This is a genomic window from Lysobacter sp. MMG2 (assembly GCF_016735495.2).
GTDB lineage: Bacteria > Pseudomonadota > Gammaproteobacteria > Xanthomonadales > Xanthomonadaceae > Lysobacter_J.
This window is the reverse complement of the sequence record NZ_JAERQY020000001.1, coordinates 1,610,571-1,631,914: the sequence shown is the minus strand read 5'-3', so window position 1 is coordinate 1,631,914 and position 21,344 is coordinate 1,610,571. Positions and strand designations below refer to the sequence as shown.

Genomic DNA, 21,344 nt, shown 5'->3' with positions numbered 1-21,344 from the left:
ATGCCCATGTATGAGAACGACATGGTCTGTGGGGACAGCGGCGGTGAGTCGGGCTTGGGTTGGTGACAGGTTGCTCTGGCGACAATGCAGAGAACGCGGCCGCTGGCGCCGCATCCAAGGCAGTCGAACTGGCCAAGGGGGCGATGACAGGCGTCGAGAAGGGCGTGAAAGAAGGCCGAAAGGCCAGCAATAGCGCCGATGGCGCATTGGTTGTCAGCAGCGGAAAGGAACTCCAATCCGCGCTCCATGGCGAAGTGCTGCATTTAGACTCCGTGCCGGGCGCTTCGTCGGCGGTGACGCTGGGCTTCTCCAACGCCGCCGATGCTCCGGTGCGGGTGACGGGTCTGGCGATGGGAGGCCATGTGACCGCACTCGACGATGACGGATATGCCTGCAAGACAGTTTCCGCCATCAACGAGTTCACCGTTCCTGCAAAGGCGAAACTCAAGGTGGACTTCGCCTTCGACTGCGGCAACAAACGGATCGCGATGGTGCGATTGTTCGATGCTCAATACCCGTCGGAAACGCGCGGAACCATGTGAAGTTTATCGGTGCCTCGCTAGAACGATCGCAGAAGTGAGCCGACTAGCTGATCCGCACTGACGCAGGCCGTCGTCGCTGGCGAGATCAAGCCATTGCCCGGGCGCAACCCGCCACGCCCGGGCGATGCCAAGGGTGCGTCAGCGCACCGCCCCGCGCCGATGCGCCCACGCATACAGCGCGGGCAGCACCAGCAGGGTGAGCAGCGTGGAGGAGACGATGCCGCCGATCACCACCGTCGCCAGCGGGCGCTGCACCTCGGAGCCGGCGCCGACGTTGAACGCCATCGGCACGAAGCCCAGCGACGCCACCAGCGCGGTCATCAGCACCGGACGCAGGCGGCCGAGTGCGCCATCGAAGATCGCTTCGCCCAGCGGCGCGTTCGACTCGCGCAGGCGGCGGATGAAGCTCACCAGTACCAGGCCGTTGAGCACCGCCACGCCCGACAGCGCGATGAAGCCCACGCCTGCTGAGATCGAAAGCGGAATCCCGCGCAGCGCCAGTGCGATCACGCCGCCTGTGAGCGCCAGCGGCACGCCGCTGAACACGATCGCCGCATCCTTCGCCGAGCCGAACGCCCAGAACAGCAGCGCGAGGATCACCACCAACGTGACCGGGACGACCACCGCGAGGCGCTGGCTGGCGGAGATCAGCTGCTCGAACGTGCCGCCGTAGCCGAGCCAGTAGCCGGACGGCAGCGTCACGTCGCGTTGCAGGCGTTGCTGCAACTCGTCGACGAAGCCGCCCAGATCACGCCCGCGCACGTTCGCGGTGACCACCACGCGGCGTTTGCCGTCCTCGCGGTTGATCTGGTTCGGCCCGAGCACCGTTTCGATCTTCGCCACCTCGCGCAACGGCACCGTACGCGGCGTGCCGACGGCCCAGTCCGCACTGCGACTGGATTCGTCGGCGTTGGCCTCGTCGCGGAGCGGGATCGGCAGATCGGCCAGGCGTGCGGGATCGCTGCGCATGGACTCCGGCAAACGCACGACGATGTCGAAACGCCGGTCGCCTTCGAACAGCTGGCCGGCGACCTCGCCGCCGACGGCGGTGGCCACCGTGTCCTGCACATCGCCCGGGTTCAATCCGTAACCGGCAAGCGCGCGCCGGTCCGGCGTGACCGAGAGCAACGGCAGGCCCGTGGTCTGTTCGGTCTTCACGTCCGCCGCGCCCGGCACCGTGCGCATCACGCCTTCCACTTCCTCCGCCACGCGCACCAGCGTGTCGAGGTCGTCGCCGTACACCTTCACCGCGACGTCCGCGCGCACGCCGGAAATCAGCTCGTTCATGCGCATCTGGATGGGCTGGGTGAACTCGTAGTTGTTGCCGGGAAGACGCTTGGCGACGGCTTCGAGCTCGGCCAGCAGCGTGGCCCTGGGCTTGCGCGGATCGGGCCACGCATCGCGCGGCTTGAGCATCACGTAGGTGTCGGTCACCGACGGCGGCATCGGATCGTTGGCGATCTCCGCCGTGCCGATCTTGCTGAACACGCGCGCCACTTCCGGGCGCGAGGCGAAGCCGCGCTCCAGCTGCGCCTGCATCGTCACCGCCTGGGTCAGGCTGGTGCCGGGAATGCGCATCGCATGCACGGTGACGTCGCCTTCGTCGAGGCTCGGGATGAACTCCGTGCCCAGTCGCGTTGCCAGCAATGCGCACCCCGCGACCAGCGCGACGGCAGTGCCGATGACGATGCGCCCATGCGCCAGCGACCACGCCAGCGCGGGTCGATAACCGCGCTGCGCCCACGTGATCAGGCGGCTTTCCTTCTCTGCCACCTTGCCGCGCATGCACAGCGCGATCGCCGCCGGTACGAAAGTCAGCGACAGCAGCATCGCGCCGGTGAGCGCCAGCACGACCGTGATCGCCATCGGGTGGAACATCTTTCCCTCGATGCCGGTGAGGGCGAAGATCGGCAGGTACACGGCGGTGATGATGCCGATGCCGAACAGGCTCGGGCGGATCACCTCGGCGGTGGCGGAGGCGGTGAGGTCGAATCGTTCCTCGTCGTCCAGTGCACGACCCAGCGCGTGCTGCGCCTCGCCGAAGCGGCGCAGGCAGTTCTCCACGATGATCACCGCGCCGTCGACGATCAGGCCGAAATCGAGCGCGCCCAGGCTCATCAGGTTGCCCGACACGCCGCCGCGCACCATGCCGGCCATCGTGAACAGCATCGACAGCGGAATGACGGCGGCGGTGATCAGCGCCGCGCGGATGTTGCCCAGCAGCAGGAACAGCACCGCGATCACCAGCAGCGCGCCTTCGACCAGGTTCCGTGTAACCGTGGCGATGGTGCGATCCACCAGCGACGTGCGGTCGTACACCGCATGCGCCTTCACACCGGCGGGCAGGCTCGCGTTGGCGGCTTCCACCTTCGCCGCGGCGGCCTGCGCGACATCGCGGCTGTTCGCGCCGACCAGCATGAACACCGTGCCGAGCACGACTTCGCGCCCGTTCTGCGTCGCCGCGCCGCTGCGCAGTTCGGGGCCTTCGCTCACCTGCGCTACATCGTGGATGTGGATGGGCACGCCGTCGCGGCGATCGAGCACGATGTTGCCGATCGCCTCCAGGTCCGCGACCTGGCCCGGCACGCGCACCAGAAACTGCTGGCCGTTGCGTTCGATGTAACCCGCACCGACGTTGCGGTTGTTCGCCGCGAGCGCGGCCACGACGTCGCGCAGCGAGAAACCGAGCGCGACCAGCCGCGCTGGATCGGGCGTGATGTGGATCTGCCGCGCATAGCCGCCGATGGTGTTCACCTCGGTGACGCCCGGCGTGTTGCGCAGCTGCGGCCGCACCACCCAGTCCTGCAACGTGCGCAGGTCGGTCGCCGTCCACGGCGTGCCGTCGCGCTTGCGCGCGGCGGGGTCGGCCTCGACGGTGTACATGAAGATCTCGCCCAGGCCCGTGGAGATCGGGCCCAGCTCGGGATCCAGTCCTTCGGGCAGCTGCGACTTCACTTGTTGCAGCCGTTCGGCCACCTGCTGGCGCGCGAAGTACAGGTCGGTGCCGTCCTTGAAGACGACCGTCACCTGCGACAACCCGTAGCGCGACAGCGAACGCGTGTAGTCGAGTTTCGGCAGCCCGGCGAGCGCGGTTTCGATGGGGAAGGTGACGCGTTGTTCGGACTCCAGCGGCGAGTAGCCGGGCGCTTCGGTGTTGATCTGCACCTGCACGTTGGTGATGTCGGGCGTGGCGTCGATGGGCAGGCGCTGGAAGCTCCACACGCCCAGCGCGATCAGCGCCGCGGTCAACGCTATCATCAGCCAGCGGTGGGCGATGGCGAATCGGATGATTTTCTCGAGCATGTCGATGGCCTCAGTGATCGTGCGAAGCGCCGGACTTTTCGATGTCCGCCTTCACCAGATAGCTCTGCTCCACGACGACGGCGTCGCCGGCACGAAGACCCGACAGCACTTCCACGCGCGTGGCGTCGCGGCGGCCGAGCTCCAGCGGGCGCACCTCGTAGGTGTCTCCCACGCGCACGAACACCACGTCCCAGTCGCGGAAGGTCTGCAATGCGCTCAGCGGTACGGCCAGTGCGACGGGCTGTTCGGCGACGGTGACTTTCGCCGTCACCGCCGAACCCGGCCGCCACAGGCCGTCGGCGTTGTCGATGGTGGCGCGCGCGACGGTGCTCTGGCTGGCGGTGGCCGTGCCGGGCAGCACGCGTTCGAGCGTGGTGCGCAGGTTCGCGCCGTCGCTCATGCGCGTGACGGTGACCGGCACGCCCGGGCGCAGGTGCGTGGCATCGGCGCCGAACACATGCAAGTCCACCCACAGGCTCGACAGGTCCGCGATCTCGAACAGCGGTGCGCCCTCGGCGGCCACCGTGCCGACCGCAGCGTTACGCGAGAGCACCACGCCGGAGATCGGCGCGGTCACGCTGTACTGCGACAGGCTCAGGTTGCTTTCGATGGTGGCGAGCGGTTGCCCCGCGCGCACGCGATCGCCGACGTTCGCGCGCAAGGCGCGGATCGGCCCGGGGAAGCGCGCCATCGCGTTGGCGACACGTCCTTCCACCGGCGTGAGCAGGCCCTGCACCTCGTGCTCGTCGGCGATCACGCCGGGGCCGGCGGCGGCGACGCGGATGCCGGATTGCCGCGCGACGTCGGCCGCGATGGCGGTGCGGCCTTCGTAGCTCGGGAATTCCCAGCGCAGCGTGCGGCCTTCGATGCGTGCGGTGACGGCGACGTCGAACGAATGCGGCTCGCCGACGACGGTCGTGGCGATCAGGCGGCCATCGCGCTGCGCGCGCAGCGCGTGGCGCTCGGTCGCGCCGCCCAAGCGCACCAGCGCGACGTCGACCTCGCCGGTCGCCGCGGGCAGCGGCTTACCGTCGCGGTACAGCCAGGCTTCGTACTTCGGCGGCGTGCCGTCTTCGGCGATCGCGAGTTCGACGGTGTAGCCGTCGCTCTGCAATAGCCGCCCGCCGTGTTCGCCGCGTGCGATTTCCGTTTCGGCGTGGCCGTCGCCGGCTTCGTGTTCGTGTCCGGCCTCGCCGGAATTGCCGCAGCCGGCCAGCGCCAGCGTGAGGAGAACGGACAGGATCGGTCGGATGTTCACGGGGAAACTCCCTGTTCCATGGAGCGGGCCGGCAGCACGAGGGCTTCGCCGGTCAGGCGCTGGATTTCGATGAGGGCGCGACGCGCGTCGAGCGCGGCGTCGAGCTGTTGGCGTGCGGTCGCGGTGCGTTCGGACTGGAGCTGCGCCCATTCCAGGTAGCTGATCGCACCGGCGCGGTAGGCGCGTTCGGCGGCGGCTTCGGCGCGCGCGAGTTTTGGTAGGACGTCGTCGCGCAGCCGCAGCACTTCCAGCTGCGCCACGCGGTAACGGCCGTGCGCTTCCACCAGCGTCGAATACAGCGAGAGACCGCGCGACTCGCGTTCGACCTCCAGCATCGCCAGCTCCGTCTGCGCGGCGCGGATCTCCGGCTGCGCGCGACGCGTGCCGCCCAGCGGCATGGACACACCAGCGATCAGCGCGACGTCGTCCGTGCCGTTGAAGGCGCGAGCGCCGAACTGCCAGTCGAGGTCTGTCTTCGCCTGCGAACGGGCGAGTTGCAACCGCGCCTCGCCAATGCGGCGCTGGTCGGCGAAGCGCGCGAGGTCCGGCGTGCGTTCGAGCAATGAGGCGAGGACGTCGAAGTCCGCGATCATCGGAAGCGCCAGTGGGTCTTGCGGTGCCAGATCGAAACGCGGTTCGCGCTCGCCCCACAGCGCGGCGAGGTGCTGACGCGCTGCCTCCTGCGCCTGCTGCGCGCGGCGGCGTTCGAGCTCCGCGCGGGCGAGGGCGGCCTGCGCGGTCAGCACCACCGACTCCGGCGACGCACCGGCGTCGAATCGATGTTGCGCGGCGACGACGGTGCGGCGTCGCTGGGCGATGTCGGCATCGGCGAGGTCGCGTTGGCGTTGCGCGGCGACCACGTCGAGGTAACGGCGCGCGGTTTCGGCGAGCAGATCAAGCCGCGCGGCTTCGCGTTCGGGCGCGAGCGCGTCGATGCGGCTTTGCGCGAGCGCGCGGCGGGCGTCGCGCTTGCCGCCGCGTTCGAGCACCGAGGCGAGGCTGAGCGTCAGTTCGGCGTTGTCGAGCCCGGCGTAGTCGCCCGTGCCCAGGACGTTCTCCAGCTCGATGCCGGCGCGCAGCGCAGGACGTTGCGATGCGGTCTCCAGCTCGGCGGCGAGCGCCTGCTCGCGCAGCGCGGGCAGGCGAAGATCAGGGTGGGTGGCGGCGACGCGCGCGAACGCATCGTCCAGGGTGAGTCGATCGTCGGCGCGCGCGGGCGAGCCCGCAACGAGCGCGACGACCAGCGCGGCCAAAGCCGCGGGTCGCGAAAGCATGGTGGTTCTCCGATGGAAAGGCGGACGGAACGCCGGCACATGCCGGCGGCGACGTCAGGCCGTGATCGGAGGACGGAACGGTGCGATGTGCGGTGCGGGCGCGAAGGCGACCGTCTGCGCCGGAAGCGGCGAATCGGCGTGCGTGCGCGGCAGCGTCAGCTCCATGCGCGGCAGCACGGCGGCTTGCTGGCCGCAGCAGTGGGTGAGGTGGAAGTGGCTGTCGTCGTGCGGTTTTGAACCGTCGTTGCCCGATGGCGCAACGACCTCGACTGCTTGCGTATCGGTGTGCACGTGCCCATCGCCGGCCACGGCCGCGTGTGCGAGCAGTTCGTGCATTTCCTCCGCGATCGCCAGCGACGGCTTCAGCACCACGCCACACAGCAGCAGGCCCAGCAACAGAAGCCGGAAGGCCTGGGCGAAGGGGGCGGGCACGCGCGACATGCGGCCAAGGGTACGCGGCGGAGGTGGCGATACACAATTTCGTCGGGAATCGGGAATCGGGAATCGGGAATCGGGAAAGCGTCACCGAAGCCGTCATCCCGGCGAAGGCCGGGATCCAGGTCCTCACGCCATCCGGCCCCTCACGTCATTCCCGCGAGGGCGGGAATCCAACGTGCCGCCGCTGGATCGCAGACGGAGAACGCAGGCGCGATCCACACCGCCCTTCCGGCCCCCTGCCGCATTGCCGTCACATGCGCTCCCTAGCCTGTGCGGGTTTTCGCAAGGGGATAGGGGCAATGCGGTCCGGTCTGGCGTGTGCGGGTTTGCTGATGTTGGCGCTGGCCGGTTGCGATGCGGCGCGCACGAACAACGATGCAGCCGCATCGCGGCAGGACGATGTGGCGCTGCCGGCGCCGGTGCTCGAGCAACTGGACACGCAGCCGCTGCGCGATCGTGCGCAGGCCGCCTTGCGCGAGCAGCGCATCCACACGCCGGCAGGCGACAACGCCGTGGAGTACTACCTCGCCCTGCGCGAACGCGAGGCCGATGCCGGTGTCAGCGCGGCGCTGGCGGAACTGCAGCCTTACGTGCTGATCGCCGCGGAGCAGTCGCTCGCGCTGGATCAGCGTGATGAAGCGCGCCGCCTGCTCGCCCTGCTCGCGCGCATGGACCCGCATGCGCCTGCGCTGCCGCGACTGCGTGACGGGCTGCGCGTGGCGCAGGAGCGTGCGGATCGCGAGGAGGGTGCGCGCATCGCGCAAACCGCGCCGCTGCCTGCGCCCATCGCGCCGTCGACGCCTGCATCCACCATCGCGCCCACGATCGCCTCGCCGCCGCCGGCTCCGCAGGTCGCGCCGGCCCCGGTGGCGACTGTCGAACCGCCGCCCGCACTCGCCGAAACACCGCCGCCGCCCGTCGCGACCGCACGCGCCGAACCCGCGCCGCAGGCCCTGCCGCGCCTGCTGCGCGATGCGGCGCCGCGTTATCCGCTGGCCGCGCGCAACCGCCGCATCGAAGGCAGCGTGCAGGTCGCCTTCACCATCCAGCCCGACGGCAGCGTCACCGATGTGCACACGGTGTCAGCACAACCGGAAGGCCTGTTCGAACAGGCCGCGCTGGCGGCCGCATCGCGCTGGCAGTTCGAGGCCACCTCGCGTCGCGTCAACACGACGCGCACGCTGACGTTCCGGTTGCCTGCTCAGCCCAACGGTTGATCGGCTGGCGGCATCGCCGGGCAGCGGCGACAATGCCGGCATGAACACCACCGCCCCGCTGCTGGAAACCGTCGAATTCGAAACCGCGCCGAACCCCGCGTGGACCGTGCTCTGGCTGCACGGCCTGGGCGCGGACGGCAACGACTTCGCGCCGATCGTTCCCGAACTCGTTCGCCGCGACTGGCCGGCGCTGCGCTTCGTCTTCCCGCACGCGCCGGTGCGTGCGGTGACGATCAACAACGGCATGCGCATGCGCGCGTGGTACGACATCGTCCATTTCGATTTCGATGCGTTGAACGCGGGCAACCGCGCCGACGAAGCCGGCGTGGCCGAATCGGTGGCGCAGGTGGAGGCGCTGATCGCGCGCGAGAACGAACGCGGCATTCCGCCGGAGCGGATCGTCCTGGTGGGCTTCTCGCAGGGCGGGGCCATCACCCTGTCGGCGGGCCTGCGCCGGCGCGTCCCGCTGGCCGGCCTGGCCGGGCTTTCGACCTATCTGCCCGAGCCGCCCCAGCAGGCGGCCGCCGCGCTGCAGGCCGCGGCCAAGGCGCAGCCGTTGTTCATGGCCCACGGCCAGTTCGACCCGGTGGTGCCCGCCGCCATCGGCGAGCGCAGCGCCGGGACGATGGAATCGCTGGGATTCCGGCTGGAATGGCACCGCTACCCCATGGCCCACCAGGTCTGCGCCGAGGAGATCCGCGACCTGGGCGACTGGCTGTCCGCCCGTTTTGCCGGCTAGGCCCGCCCGATAATTGGTAGCGGGCCCCGCCCGGGGCTAGTATCCCTCTCAATACGGCTCAGCCGGCCTGGGGGATGGAGGCGCCGATGAGGGTAGTGATCGCCGATGACGAACCGCTGGCGCGCGAGCGCCTGCGAGGATTGCTGGCCGAGCAGCGCGGCGTCGAAGTCGTCGCCGAAGCTGCCGACGGCCAGCACGCCCTGCATGCCTGCGCCGAGCATCGCCCGGACCTGGTGCTGCTGGACATCGCCATGCCGGGCATCGACGGACTGGAAGCCGCGCGCCATCTGGCGGCATTCGATCCGCGTCCGGCCGTGGTGTTCTGCACCGCCTACGACGCCCATGCGCTGTCGGCCTTCGAGGCCGAAGCCATCGACTACCTCGTCAAACCCGTGCGCGCCGAGCGTCTGGCCGCCGCGCTGGAGCGCGTGCGCACCTTCGCCGCCGGCCGCGAGAAGGCCGGCGACAACGGCGCCGGCCCCGCCGGCGGGCAGCGCCGCAGCCACCTGTGCGCGCGCCTGCGCGGCAGCCTGCGCCTGATCCCGATCGAGGATGTGCACTACCTTCATGCCGAGGAGAAGTACGTCGTCGTCCACCATGCGCGTGGCGAGGACCTCATCGAGGAGTCGCTCAAGTCGCTGGAGGACGAGTTCGGTGAGCGGTTCGTGCGCATCCACCGCAATTGCCTGGTGGCGCGTCACGAGATCGTCGAACTGCGCCGCGCGGCCGATGGCCACGTCCAGGCGGTGTTGCGCCATGGCAAGGCGCCGCTGGAAGTCAGCCGCCGCTGCGTGGCGGGGCTGAAGGACACGCTCAAGCACTTGTAGGCGGCCCGGCGCGGAAATCCCGGCGATAATGCCGGGATGAACCCGTTGCGCATCGCCACCCGAAAGAGCCCGCTTGCCCTGTGGCAGAGCGAGCACGTCGCCGACCGCCTTCGCGCCGCCCACCCGGGCCTGGCGGTCGAGCTGGTGCCGATGAGCACGCGTGGCGATGAAGTGCTGGACCGCTCGCTGGCCGCCATCGGCGGCAAGGGCCTGTTCCTGAAGGAACTGGAGCTGGCGATGCTGCGGGGCGAGGCCGACTGCGCCGTGCATTCGCTCAAGGACGTGCCGATGGAACTGGAGCCGGGCTTCGCGCTGCCGGCGATCCTGGCGCGGGCCGATTACGCCGACGCCTTCGTCAGCAATGCGTTCGCGAACATCGCCGCGCTGCCGCAGGGCGCGCGCGTGGGCACGTCCTCGCTGCGCCGCCAGGCGCAACTGCGCGCGCTGCGGCCGGACCTGGAGCTGCTGGACCTGCGCGGCAACGTCAACACGCGCCTGGCGAAGCTGGATGCCGGCGAGTACGACGCGATCGTGCTGGCCTGCGCGGGGCTGCAGCGACTGGGCTTCGACGCGCGCATCCGCGATCGCCTGCAGGCGCCGCAGTGGTTGCCGGCGCCGGCGCAGGGCGCGGTGGCGATCGAATGCCGCGAGGACGACATCGCCACGCGCGAGCTGTGTGCGCGCCTGGACGATGCCGCCACGCGCACCTGCGCCGAAGCCGAGCGTGCGATGAACCGCGCGCTGCACGGCAGCTGCCATGTGCCGGTGGCGGCATTCGCGCGGCTCGAAGGTGAGCATCTGCATCTGTCCGGCCTGGTGGGTTCGGCCGCGGATGGACGCTTCGTCCGGGCACAGGGCGAAGGTCGCGGCGACGCACCGGATGCGCTGGGGCTGGAAGTGGCGGAGCAGCTGCTGGCGCAGGGCGCGCGGGAGTTGATCGGGGCGGTGTGAGGCGGTCGAGCGGAGCTGTGTGCGACCGCAGCGGCGAGCTCGCCAGTCATCCTGGCGACGCCAGGCGTGCCCCTTCATCGTCATCCCGGCGAAGGCCGGGACCCAGGCCCGCAGCATCCGGGCACTCCCATTGCGATGAACCTACTCATCGTCATTCCCGCGTAGGCAGGGGCTTCTGCGCCGCCGCATGGCGGCACTCTCCAGGGACGTTCCACGCTTTCCCGGCTGGCCATCAACAGCAAGATGGATTCCAGCTTTCGCTGGAATGACGTGACGTAGCGGACGGCGTGACAGCCTGGATCCCGGCCTTCGCCGGGATGACGACTTTGGAGACGCTTTCCCGAATCCCGAATCCCGAATCCCGAATCCCGAATCCCGAATCCCGAATCCCGAATCCCGAATCCCGATTCCCGCTCCTCAGAACCGCCGCCGCAGCTCGATGCTGCTTTCCGCCGTTTCCTTGCCGCCGCCGCTCTGCGTGTCGTGGCGGATGGCGAAGTCGCTTTCCAGCGTCCAGTTGGGCCACAGGTTCACGTCCAGGCTCATCGACTGCTTCACGAACGCTTCGCCGCGGCCGCTCTCGAACTGCACGCGCTGCGTGAGCCGTGCGCGGTCGCCGAACTGCTGGCCCAGATTGAGTTCGCCGCGCAGCACCGGGCCGGCCTGGTTGATGCCGTCGTCGTACAGCGGCGCCAGGCGATAGCCCGCGCCGAGCGCCAGGCCGACCTGGGTCGGGCCGTCGCGCATGGCCTGCACGTTGTAGCGGGTGCCGATGCGGAAATCGTTGGAGTACAGCGTCTGGCTCTCGCGCGGCGTCGCCGGCGCACTCAACGGCGCGTAGCTCTGGCTGCCTGGCAGGCGAAGCGAGCGGCGACCCGCATTACTGCGCTCCACCGGCATCGGCGCGGACATCGCCACCTGCCATTCCGCATCGCCGCAGCGCGTGGAAAAACAGTACAGCCGCATCTGCGCCGGATCGGCCGCGATGGCCATCAGCGTCGGGTCGCCGGGAGAGACCGGCAGCGGCAATGTCACGAAGGGACCGCCGAGCAGGGCGAGCCCGAGTGCACCGAGCATCGTCGTGAATGGGGCAGCAGGGATGCCCCATGTTGCCGATGGAAACGGTTACAGGCAATCGCGCCTGCACAAAAACCCGGTGTTTGTTCAGCGACGTCAGTAATAAAGCGTGACGAGATGCCGGGCCTGGGCAAAGAACAGCCAGCGTTCGACCAGCACGCCGGTCAGCGTCAACAACGCTCCCAGCGTGAACACCGGGCCGGCCCAGTCCGGGTGGGCCCACGCAAGCCACGAGGCCACGGCAGGCACGACGGCGAATAGCACCAGCGCGATCGCGCGCAGCGCACGCGCATGCTTGCGTGCCAGCACGAAGCCCATTTCTCGGTTGATGTAGTTGTCCTGCGTGCTTGGGCGTTCGAACACGCCGATCTCACGACCGGGCAGGCCCACCGCATCGCCGCGTGTCGCTCCCAGCGCCTGGCGATCGATGCGATGCCAATAAACGAGCTTCAGCACGGCAACGGTAAAGGCGAGTACGAACGTGATCAGCACGATCACGCCCAGCGCTTCATCGCCCAGCGCGCCCCATGTGAGCAGCGCCATCGCCAGCAGCCAGCCGCTCAACACCGCGAAGGCGAGATACACCGGAACGACCAGTGCCTGCCGCCAGGCGGGAATCGGCTTGAGTGATGCGTAGATCATCGCCGTGCACACCACGGTCGCCACGGACAGCAGCAGCAGCGCCGCGGCCATCAGCGGCACCATGATGCTGCCCAGCACCGCGTACGAATTGGTCGCGATCATCGCCGCCACGAACCCGAGCACGCCCACCGCGGGCAGAGCCGTCGCCACCGCGAACACGCCTTCGCGAGACAGCCACGAGCTGCGCCACTGCGAGAACGCGCGCCATGCGCGCATGGGCTTTCCGAGATGGAACATCGAACTGACCAGCCCGATGGTGGTCAGCATCAGCCCCGGGACCAGCAGCACCGCCCAGAGCGCAGGCATCATCCCCTGCTGCGGCGGCCGGCCCTGCAGATAAGGCAACAGGATCAGCGCGGCAGCCCACATGAAAAGGCCGTAGCCCGCACCGGACAGCGTGGTGAACAACAGGACGGAGAACGCAGGATGCATGCGGAAGGACTCAGCGGCTGAGTACGCGGTCGAGCCAGCGCAGCACGGGCGGCAGCGCGGCGGTGTCGAGGGGTTCGGCCTGCGGCGCAACGGCGCTCGCCTCGCCCGTGCGGCGCGGGCGCGGCGGCAGGTACTTGTTCACCGGTTGATAGCCCAGCTGCGGCAGCAGGTCCACGCCGCCGCGCTCGGCCACCAGCTTGGACACCTTCGACTCCGGATCGCCCAGGTCGCCGAAGTGACGCGCGCGCGTCGGGCACGCCTGCACGCATGCGGGCTGGCGTTCTGATTCGGCGAGGTTCTCGTTGTAGATGCGGTCCACGCACAGCGTGCACTTCTTCATCACGCCTTCGACCGGGCTGTACTCGCGCGCGCCGTACGGGCAGGCCCACGAGCACAGCTTGCAGCCGATGCACTTGTCCTCGTCGACCAGCACGATGCCGTCCTCGGCGCGCTTGTAGCTGGCGCCGGTGGGGCACACGGTCACGCACGCGGGCTGTTCGCAGTGCAGGCACGAGCGCGGGAAGTGCAGCGTCATCGCCGGCTGCGGCGTCGCGCTGGACGCGCAGCCTTCGGTGGCGGCGACCTCGTAGCTGTGCACGCGGTTGAACCACACGCCCGACGGATCCTTGCCGTAGGGCTGCTCGTCGGTGAGCGGCGCGGCGAAACCGCCGGCGTTCCATTCCTTGCAGCTCACTGCGCAGGCATGGCAGCCCACGCAGGTGTCCAGGTCGATGACCAGGCCAAGTTTTTTCTTCGACGGCGGCGGCAGGTCGGTCATGCGTGATCGCTCATCGCTTGCGGGTGCTGATCAGCCACACGCCGATCGCGAACAGCGCGATGCCGAAGGTCACGCTCGGCAGCATGCCCACCAGCACGGGCACGATCGAGGTCGTCGTCCCGGCCGGCGCGAGCGGATCGAACACGCCGAAGCTGATCAGGATCATCACGGCGAAGGCGAGCACGATGCACAGCCAGCCGGCGAGGAGGCGGACGGATTTCATTGCGAAGCGTCTTCCCGTTGTTTGCGGAACTGCGCGCCGTAGCGCAGCGGTGCGTCGTCGGCCTGGCCCATGTCGAGCGGCGCGAACTGCGGTGAGCTGGCCTGCGCGCGCGGCGCCTTGGCGATGCGCACGCGCAGGTCGAACCACGCCGCCTGCCCGGTGACGGGGTCGGCGTTGGCGTAATCGCCGCGGGGCGTGATGTCGGAAATCAGGTGGTTGAGCAGAAAGCCCTCGCGGCCTTCCGGTGCGTCCTTGCGCAGGCGCCACGCGCCGCGTCGCTTGCCGATGGCGTTCCACGTCCACACCGTGTCGGGCTGCACGTTGGCGGCGAACTTCGCCTGCACGGTGATGGTGCCGTGGTGCGAGGTCACTTCGATCCAGTCCTCGTCGGCGATGCCATGGCGCGCGGCCGTGTCCGGATGCAGGTACAGCCAGTTGCGCGTGGCGATCTGCCGCAGCCACGCGTTCTGCGAACCCCACGCGTGATACATGAACATCGGGCGCTGGGTGACGGCGCTGAGGGGGAAGGGGTGTGAAGCCTCAGCAGTCAACGCTGAAGGCGCTTCGCCCTCACCCCATCCCTCTCCCGCAAGCGGCAGAGGGGAAGTGATCGCCGTGCGGGTCCGGCTTTCGTCCGCGCTGCGGCGATCATCGAAGGCGCGGCGTTCGATCTGCGCCCCTTCGAAGGGCTCATACCAAATCGGCAGCGGGTCGAAGTACGTCGCCACACGCTCACGATGCTGCTCCGGAGGCTGCACCGCGCCATGCCCCTGCGCCGCGAGCCGGAACTTCTGCAACGTTTCCGAATACAGCTGCAGCACGATCGGATCGGCATGGCCGAGGAAGCCCATGCGCTGCGCCCAGTCCAGATAGCCGCGATTGGCCATCTTGAAGTAGCGCGCCTCTTCGGGAATCTCGCTGCGCCAGAACCCGCCGTTGTCGATGTAGCGTTGCAACTGCTCCGGATTCGGCTGGCCCTTGGCCTCGACCTCGCCGTGCGCGCCGCGCCAACCGGCGAGCAGGCCCACGCCCGGCGCGCGTTCGTGGCGCACGATGTAGTCGGCGTAGTCGCGGTACTTCGGTGAGCCGTCCTCGTTGACCAGACCCGGCAGGCCGAGCCGCGCACCCAGTTCGATCAGCACCGACTGGAAACCGCGCACGTCGCGCCCCGGGTTCTGCTTCGCCGCGTCGAGCACGGGGTGGCGGATCGCGTCCGCCGCGCCATCGGCGTCGGAGATCGGGCGATCGAGCAGGCTGATCGCGTCGAAACGCTCAAGGTACGTGGTGTCGGGCAGCACGAGGTCGGCATAGGCGACCATCTCCGATGCGTAGGCATCGGCGTAGATGATGCGCGGGATGCGGTACTCGCCGGCTTCGTCCTTGTCGGTGAGCCACGCGATGGTCTGCGCGGTGTTCATCGACGAATTCCAGCTCATGTTCGCCATGAACATCATCAGCGTGTCGATCCGGTACGGATCGCCCGCCCATGCGTTGCGGATCACGGTGTGCATCATCCCGTGGGCCGACAGCGGATACGCCCACGAGAATGCATGGTCGATGCGGCGGGGCTGCCCGGCGTCGTCGACGACCAGATCCTCCGGCCCGTGCACGAAACCCAGCGGCGCCGCGTCGAGCACGCCGTTGGCCTGGCGCGCCTTGCCGGGCCGGTTCGGCGGCGGCAGCGGCTTGGGGAAGGGCGGCTGATAGCGGAACGAACCCGGCGCATCCACCGCGCCCAGCAGCAATTGCAGCAGGTGCAACGCGCGGCAAGTGTGGAAGCCGTTGCTGTGTGCGCTGATGCCGCGCATGGCGTGCATCGACACCGGACGGCCCTGCATTTCCGCGTGCTCGCGGCCCCAGGCATCGGTCCAGCGGATCGGCAGCGTGAACGCGCGATCGAACGCGGCCTGCGCCAGCTCGCGCGCGATGCGGCGGATGGTGTCGGCGGGAATGCCGCAGCGTTCGCTCACCGCATCGGGCGAGTACTGCGGGTCGAGGTAACGCTCGGCGACGAGATGGAACGACGGCACCGCGGTGCGACCGTCGCGCAGCGTGTACTCGCCGACCACGCGCGGACTGATGCCGACCTCGTCGGCGCGCGCGAAGCGGTGCGAATCCACCGCGCACAGCGGATGCCCGTCGAGGTCGCGCGCGAACAGGCCGTCCTCCGCGCCGCCGGGATCGCGCACCACCAGCCAGTGCGCGTTGGTGTAACGCACCAGGTAATCCAGGTCGATGCGGTCGGCCTTGAGCAGCTCGTGCACCAGCGCGAAGGCGAACAGCCCGTCGGTGCCGGGCCGGATGCCGATCCACTCGTCGGCGATGGCGCCGTAGCCCGAGCGCACCGGATTGACCGCGACGATCTTCGCGCCGCGCGCCTTGAGCTTGCCCAGGCCGAGCTTGATCGGATTGGAGTCGTGGTCTTCGGCCACGCCCCACAGCATCAGGTACTGCGTGTGGTCCCAGTCGGGCTCGCCGAACTCCCAGAAGCTGCCGCCAACGGTGTACAGCCCGCCCGCGGCCATGTTCACCGAGCAGAAGCCGCCGTGCGCGGCGTAGTTCACCGTGCCGAACTGCTGCGCCCACCAGCCGGTCAACGCCTGCGACTGGTCGCGGCCGGTGAAGAAGGCCAGTTCGTCGGGATTGCGCTCGCGGATCGGTTCCAGCCACGAGGTGGCGATCTGCAGCGCCTCGTCCCATTCGATCTGGCGGAACTCGCCCGAACCGCGCTCGCCCACGCGCAGCAGCGGCTTGTCCAGCCGTGCGGGCGAGTAGTGCTGCATGATCCCGGCCGAGCCCTTGGCGCAGAGCACGCCCTGGTTCACCGGGTGATCGGGATTGCCCTGGATGTAGCGGATCTGCCCGTCCTTCAGCCAGACCTTGATGCCGCAACGGCAGGCGCACATGTAGCACGTCGTGGTCTTGACCTCGTCGCCGATGACGGGCGAGGTGTCGATGGCTGGCTGGGGCGCGCGCATCCCGACATTGTGCCTGCGTGCGGCTAGGGGCGACACAGTCGGCGTTCGTAATCCAGCTGTTGCTGCAATGCGGCGCTGTCGCCGTCCAGGGCCAGATCGCCGATGTTTCGACGATTCTCGCGGCAGGGCTCGTCCGGATCGCGACCGCCGAACATCCGGCCGATGCCGTTGACGACCGTGGCCACGCTGGTCTGCGTGCGCATGCGGAAGCGTTCGCGGCCTTCGCCGGGCAGGCGCGCGCTGCGGTTGGCGAAGGGGTCCGCAGACGTCGGCGCGACAGGCTCGGCGCGCGCCTGCGACAGGTACACCGCCGAGAGCGTGCGGCCGCCGGTGGGCGCGTTCGCGGTCGGCGTTTCCGGCTCGTTCACGGAGCGGGCGTCGCGCGCGGGAGGAGCGGTGGCGCGCCCGGTCGTGCGCGCTGCGCGGCGTTGCGATTCGTGACGGACGTCGTCAGTCGGCGCGGATGGGCGCACGATCCATGTCACTTCGATGGAGGTCGCCGCCACGCGCGCCGGCGCGGGCACGGGCGCGGGCCGCATCAGCCGCGCCAGGCTCCAGAACATCCCGAACGTCACCGTTACCGCCACTCCCGCCGCCAGCGCGGCTTCCCATCGCGTTCCCTGCGCCAAATCCATCACGCCCCCTGACGTCGTGGCCGCAGTATCGTGGGCACCCGGTTAAACCGGAGTTAGCCGGGCGCTGGCAGTCATCGGGGCGCGGTGCGATCCTTTCTCTCCGCATTCTTCGACCCGCGAGCCATGGAACGCATCGAACGCATCCACGCCCTGCACCGCATCCTCAGCGCCGCGCGCTACCCGGTCACGGTGCAGCGGCTGCAGGAAGATCTGGAGTGTTCGCGCGCGACGGTCTACCGCGACCTGGCCTATCTGCGCGATTACCTGATGGCGCCGGTGGTGGGCAACGGCGAGGCGGGTTTCCGCTACGACCACAGCGAAGGCGAACGCTTCGAACTGCCCGGCCTGTGGCTGAGTTCGGAAGAACTGCATTCGCTGCTGGCCGCGCAACAGCTGCTGGTGCGCAGCGGCGGCGGCGTGCTGTCCAACGCACTGGCGCCGTTGCAGCACCGCATCGAGAAGCTGCTGGACGAACACGCCGGCGGCCGGCGCGTGCCGGTGGAGCGCGTGCGCGTGATCCCGCACCGCACGCGGCGCCTGGACGAAACCGCCTTCCGCACCGTCGCCACGGCGGTGCTCGATCGCAAGCAGCTGAGCTTCGAATACCGCGCGCGTTCCACCGACGAGCAGACGCGTCGCCTCGTCTCGCCGCAGCGCCTGACGCATTACCGCGAGAACTGGTACCTGGACGCCTGGGACCACAACCGCGAGGCGCTACGCAGCTTCGCCGTGGATCGCATCAGCTCGGCCAAGCTCGGCGAGGACGCGGCGCGCGACCTCCCCGACGAGCAGCTCGACCAGCATCTGGCGTCGAGCTATGGCATCTTCTCCGGCACGCCGAAGGGCTGGGCGACGATCGTGTTCACGCCGAAGGCGGCGCGCTGGGTGGCCGACGAGCACTGGCATTCGCAGCAGCAGGGGCGCTTCCTGCCCGACGGCCGTTACGAGCTGAAGGTGCCTTACAGCGCCGGCCGCGAACTGCTGATGGACGTGATGCATTACGGCAGCGATGCGGAAATCGTCGAGCCGCAGGTGCTGCGCGAGCAGGCGCGGGCGTTGTTGCAGTTGGCGTTGAGCAATTACGAGCGCTGAGGCGCGGGCGCAGTAGCAGCACGCGCAGGCAGTCGCGGAGCATCGGGTCGGGGTCGTACGTGTCCCCGTTCGTCCTGAGCGAAGCGAAGTCGAAGGGCGGACGGGCCGTGATGCCCGCTCATCCTTCGACTTCGGCGCTTCGCGCCTACGCTCAGGACGAACGGAGTGGGGTGAGGTGGGCAGGGTCAGACCAGCCCTTGGGCCAGGAGGTGCGAGGGCAGGGGTGCGTGCCGCGTGTGGTCTCCCGGCAGACCGTCGCAACCCATGAGATCCTCCCGCCGCACGCTGGCCCCATCGTCCACGGAGCCCGTGCCATGCAGCCGACCCGCCCCTCGATCCACCCCGACCTCGACGTCCTGATGCGTCATGCCGTCGCCATCGGCGTGGCGATCGTGTTGCTGTTGCCGGCCGCGCGCGGTTTCAGCCCCACCTTCGGCTGGATGCCGCTGTGGCTGGTGGCGATGCCGCTGGCCGCGTGGTGGGCGCTGCACCGCTTCCGCCTGCCCGCGCGCGAGGCCGACGAGGCCGCCACCGTACGCACGCGTCGCCGCAGCGGCGCCCAGGCGCGTCGCCGCCGGCCGTCGGTGCTGCATCGTCGCCACTCGCAGGCGGCCTGAGCCCCCAGCCGGGCCGGCCGCCGGCCCGAAGACGGGTTCGAACGAGCCCTGCGACGTCGTACACCACCCGCGCCCCGTCCGGCCCCCGTCCGCCCGGCGGGCCGCGCGCGCTGTGCTAGGTTTCCGGCTCCGATCACCACGCCTGAACGCCGATGCCGAAGTTGTCGCTTGCCTGCCAGACCCTGGCGATCTCCGCAGGTTTTGCCGTCGCCTCGCTGGCCGGCGCCGCACCCGCCAAGGAGTCCCCCGCCGTGTCCGCCGATCCCTATGCCTGGCTTGAAGATGTCACCGGCGAGCGTTCGCTCGACTGGGTCAAGGCGCATAACGCGCAGGCCGAGGCCGAACTGGCGTCCACGCCGCAGTTCAAGCAGCTGGAATCCGACATCCGCGCCATCCTCGATTCCGACGCCAAGATCCCGGGCGTGGAGAAGATCGGCGAGTACTACTACAACTTCTGGAAGGACAAGCAGCACGAGCGCGGCCTGTGGCGGCGCACGACGCTGGAGGAATACCGCAAGGAGAAGCCGCGCTGGGAAACGGTCATCGACCTGGACGCGCTGAACAAGTCCGAGAACGAAAACTGGGTCTGGCACGGCGTGGATTGCCTGCGCCCGGACTACACGCGCTGCCTGATCGCGCTCTCGCGCGGCGGCGCCGATGCCGACGTCACCCGCGAGTTCGACCTGTCCACCAAGAGCTGGGTGAAGGACGGCTTCTTCCGCGCCGAGGCCAAGGGCGCGCTGGGCTGGATCGACCGCGACACCGTGTACGTCTACACCGACTTCGGTGCCGACTCGATGACCAGCTCGGGCTACCCGCGCATCGTCAAGGAATGGAAGCGCGGTACGCCGATCGAGCAGGCGCGCGTGGTGTACGAAGGCAAGCCGACCGACATGTACATCGCGGCGTTGCGCGATCACACGCCGGGCTTCGAGCGCGATTTCGTCAGCCGCACGCTGGCGTTCTACAACGACGAACTCTATCTGCGGAAGGCAGATGGCTCGCTGGCGAAGATTGACGCGCCCAACTCCGCCAACAAGTCCGCGCACCGCGAGTGGCTGTTGCTGGAGCTGCGCGAGCCCTATGAAGCCGGCGGCAAGACCTGGCCGGCCGGCAGCCTCGTCGCCACGAAGTTCGACGACTTCATGGCCGGCAAGCGCGAGTTCACCGCGCTGTTCACGCCGACCGAGCAGACCTCGCTGTCCAGCTACACCTGGACGAAGTCGCGCCTGGTGCTGAACGTGCTGGACGACGTGAAGAACCGCCTGAGCGTGCTGACGCCGGGCGCGGGCGAATGGACGCGCAAGGAATTCACCGGCGCGCCGACCTTCGGCACGCTGGCGGTGTCGGCGGTGGATCCGGACGAAAGCGACGCGGTCTGGCTCACCGCCACCGACTACCTCACGCCGACGACGCTGTCGCTGGCGCAGCTGGGGTCGAAGCCGGAAGTCCTGAAGACGATGCCGGTGTTCTTCGATGCGTCCCGGGATGCGATCGAACAGCACTTCGCCACGTCCAAGGACGGCACGCGCGTGCCGTACTTCCTGGTGCGCCCGAAGAACCTGGCCTTCGACGGCAAGGCGCCGACGCTGCTGTACGGCTACGGCGGCTTCGAGATCTCGCTGACGCCCGCGTATTCCGGCGGCGTCGGCAAGGGCTGGCTCGAGAAAGGCGGCGTGTACGCGGTCGCGAACATCCGCGGCGGCGGCGAGTACGGCCCGCGCTGGCACCAGGCCGCGCTGAAGGCCAATCGCCACAAGGCCTACGAGGACTTCGCCGCGGTCGCGCAGGACCTGATCGCGCGCAAGGTGACCTCGACCCCGCACCTGGGCATCCAGGGCGGCAGCAACGGCGGCCTGCTCACCGGCAACATGCTCACGCAGTACCCGGAGCTGTTCGGCGCGGTGGTCGTGCAGGTGCCGCTGCTGGACATGAAGCGCTACAGCCACCTGCTGGCCGGCGCCTCGTGGATGGCCGAGTACGGCGATCCGGACACGGCCGACTGGGATTACATCCGCACCTTCTCGCCGTACCACCTGTTCGACGCGAAGCGCACCTATCCGCCGGCGCTGTTCATGACCTCCACGCGCGACGACCGCGTGCACCCGGGCCATGCACGCAAGATGGCGGCGAAGATGCTCGACGCCGGCAAGGACGTGCGCTACTACGAGAACATCGAGGGCGGCCACGGCGGTTCGGCCAAAAACGCCCAGGCGGCGCATATGAGTGCGTTGGCGTTTACGTTCCTGTGGAATGAATTGAGCGGCAAGTAAGCCGCTGCTGTTTCTCCCTCCCCTGCGTGCAGGGGAGGGTTGGGGAGG

The 21,344-nt window shown here is 69.1% G+C and carries 18 protein-coding genes; 8 read left to right on the top strand and 10 right to left on the bottom strand.

What is annotated here, in order from left to right:
* Positions 1–254 precede the first annotated feature (254 nt).
* Positions 255–542, top strand: coding sequence for a hypothetical protein (locus JI752_RS07470; protein ID WP_216961404.1), 288 nt, complete (start codon positions 255–257; stop codon positions 540–542).
* Positions 543–680: 138 nt separating this feature from the next.
* On the opposite strand, the gene JI752_RS07465 is transcribed toward JI752_RS07470, so the two are convergent.
* Genes JI752_RS07465 through JI752_RS07450 form a run of 4 tightly spaced genes read right to left on the bottom strand, consistent with a single transcriptional unit; the run spans position 681 to position 6,809 of the window.
* Positions 681–3,845: a CusA/CzcA family heavy metal efflux RND transporter gene (locus JI752_RS07465; protein WP_216961401.1), complete on the bottom strand. Its 3,165-nt coding sequence runs from the start codon at positions 3,843–3,845 to the stop codon at positions 681–683.
* Positions 3,846–3,855: 10 nt separating this feature from the next.
* Positions 3,856–5,103: an efflux RND transporter periplasmic adaptor subunit gene (locus JI752_RS07460; protein WP_216961398.1), complete on the bottom strand. Its 1,248-nt coding sequence runs from the start codon at positions 5,101–5,103 to the stop codon at positions 3,856–3,858.
* On the bottom strand, positions 5,100–6,377 hold the full coding sequence (locus JI752_RS07455) for a TolC family protein (protein ID WP_216961396.1): 1,278 nt from the start codon (positions 6,375–6,377) through the stop codon (positions 5,100–5,102). Before JI752_RS07455 ends, JI752_RS07460 begins: the two co-directional genes overlap by 4 nt.
* Positions 6,378–6,431: 54 nt before the next feature.
* Positions 6,432–6,809, bottom strand: a complete 378-nt coding sequence (locus JI752_RS07450; protein ID WP_216961393.1) for a hypothetical protein — start codon at positions 6,807–6,809, stop codon at positions 6,432–6,434.
* Between the two features lie 338 nt (positions 6,810–7,147).
* Between JI752_RS07450 and JI752_RS07445 the strand changes: the two genes are divergently transcribed.
* The 4 genes from JI752_RS07445 to hemC all read left to right on the top strand — a co-directional run bounded on the left by JI752_RS07445 (position 7,148) and on the right by hemC (position 10,549).
* Positions 7,148–8,032 (top strand): energy transducer TonB, encoded by an 885-nt coding sequence (locus JI752_RS07445; protein ID WP_216961390.1) that lies wholly within the window; start codon positions 7,148–7,150, stop codon positions 8,030–8,032.
* A 40-nt stretch (positions 8,033–8,072) separates the two neighbouring features.
* Complete coding sequence (locus tag JI752_RS07440) at positions 8,073–8,771, top strand: alpha/beta hydrolase (RefSeq protein ID WP_216961387.1); 699 nt, start codon at positions 8,073–8,075, stop codon at positions 8,769–8,771.
* 74 nt (positions 8,772–8,845) lie between these two features.
* Positions 8,846–9,598 carry a LytTR family DNA-binding domain-containing protein gene (locus tag JI752_RS07435; protein WP_216961384.1) on the top strand — a complete coding sequence of 251 codons (753 nt, stop codon included), beginning with the start codon at positions 8,846–8,848 and terminating at the stop codon, positions 9,596–9,598.
* Positions 9,599–9,634: 36 nt separating this feature from the next.
* Complete coding sequence (gene hemC, locus JI752_RS07430) at positions 9,635–10,549, top strand: hydroxymethylbilane synthase (protein ID WP_216961381.1); 915 nt, start codon at positions 9,635–9,637, stop codon at positions 10,547–10,549.
* A 417-nt stretch (positions 10,550–10,966) separates the two neighbouring features.
* Here hemC and JI752_RS07425 read toward each other — a convergent pair whose 3' ends face one another.
* The 6 genes from JI752_RS07425 to JI752_RS07400 all read right to left on the bottom strand — a co-directional run bounded on the left by JI752_RS07425 (position 10,967) and on the right by JI752_RS07400 (position 17,314).
* Complete coding sequence (locus JI752_RS07425) at positions 10,967–11,626, bottom strand: DUF481 domain-containing protein (RefSeq protein WP_216961378.1); 660 nt, start codon at positions 11,624–11,626, stop codon at positions 10,967–10,969.
* A gap of 96 nt (positions 11,627–11,722) precedes the next feature.
* The gene (locus JI752_RS07420; RefSeq protein ID WP_216961375.1) at positions 11,723–12,700 is read right to left on the bottom strand and encodes a DmsC/YnfH family molybdoenzyme membrane anchor subunit; all 978 of its coding nucleotides are present in this window, start codon (positions 12,698–12,700) and stop codon (positions 11,723–11,725) included.
* 10 nt (positions 12,701–12,710) lie between these two features.
* Positions 12,711–13,478 (bottom strand): 4Fe-4S dicluster domain-containing protein, encoded by a 768-nt coding sequence (locus tag JI752_RS07415; RefSeq protein ID WP_216961372.1) that lies wholly within the window; start codon positions 13,476–13,478, stop codon positions 12,711–12,713.
* 10 nt (positions 13,479–13,488) lie between these two features.
* The gene (locus JI752_RS07410) at positions 13,489–13,701 is read right to left on the bottom strand and encodes a hypothetical protein (RefSeq protein WP_216961368.1); all 213 of its coding nucleotides are present in this window, start codon (positions 13,699–13,701) and stop codon (positions 13,489–13,491) included.
* Positions 13,698–16,679, bottom strand: a complete 2,982-nt coding sequence (locus JI752_RS07405) for a molybdopterin oxidoreductase family protein (RefSeq protein ID WP_216961365.1) — start codon at positions 16,677–16,679, stop codon at positions 13,698–13,700. Before JI752_RS07405 ends, JI752_RS07410 begins: the two co-directional genes overlap by 4 nt.
* 23 nt (positions 16,680–16,702) lie before the next feature.
* Positions 16,703–17,314 carry a hypothetical protein gene (locus JI752_RS07400; RefSeq protein WP_216961362.1) on the bottom strand — a complete coding sequence of 204 codons (612 nt, stop codon included), beginning with the start codon at positions 17,312–17,314 and terminating at the stop codon, positions 16,703–16,705.
* Between the two features lie 123 nt (positions 17,315–17,437).
* Between JI752_RS07400 and JI752_RS07395 the strand changes: the two genes are divergently transcribed.
* The 3 genes from JI752_RS07395 (at position 17,438) to JI752_RS07385 (ending at position 21,296) form a co-directional block, all read left to right on the top strand.
* Positions 17,438–18,406 carry a YafY family protein gene (locus JI752_RS07395; RefSeq protein ID WP_216961360.1) on the top strand — a complete coding sequence of 323 codons (969 nt, stop codon included), beginning with the start codon at positions 17,438–17,440 and terminating at the stop codon, positions 18,404–18,406.
* A gap of 314 nt (positions 18,407–18,720) precedes the next feature.
* The gene (locus tag JI752_RS07390) at positions 18,721–19,023 is read left to right on the top strand and encodes a hypothetical protein (RefSeq protein WP_216961357.1); all 303 of its coding nucleotides are present in this window, start codon (positions 18,721–18,723) and stop codon (positions 19,021–19,023) included.
* Positions 19,024–19,175: 152 nt separating this feature from the next.
* Positions 19,176–21,296, top strand: a complete 2,121-nt coding sequence (locus JI752_RS07385) for a prolyl oligopeptidase family serine peptidase (RefSeq protein ID WP_216961354.1) — start codon at positions 19,176–19,178, stop codon at positions 21,294–21,296.
* Positions 21,297–21,344 lie beyond the last annotated feature (48 nt).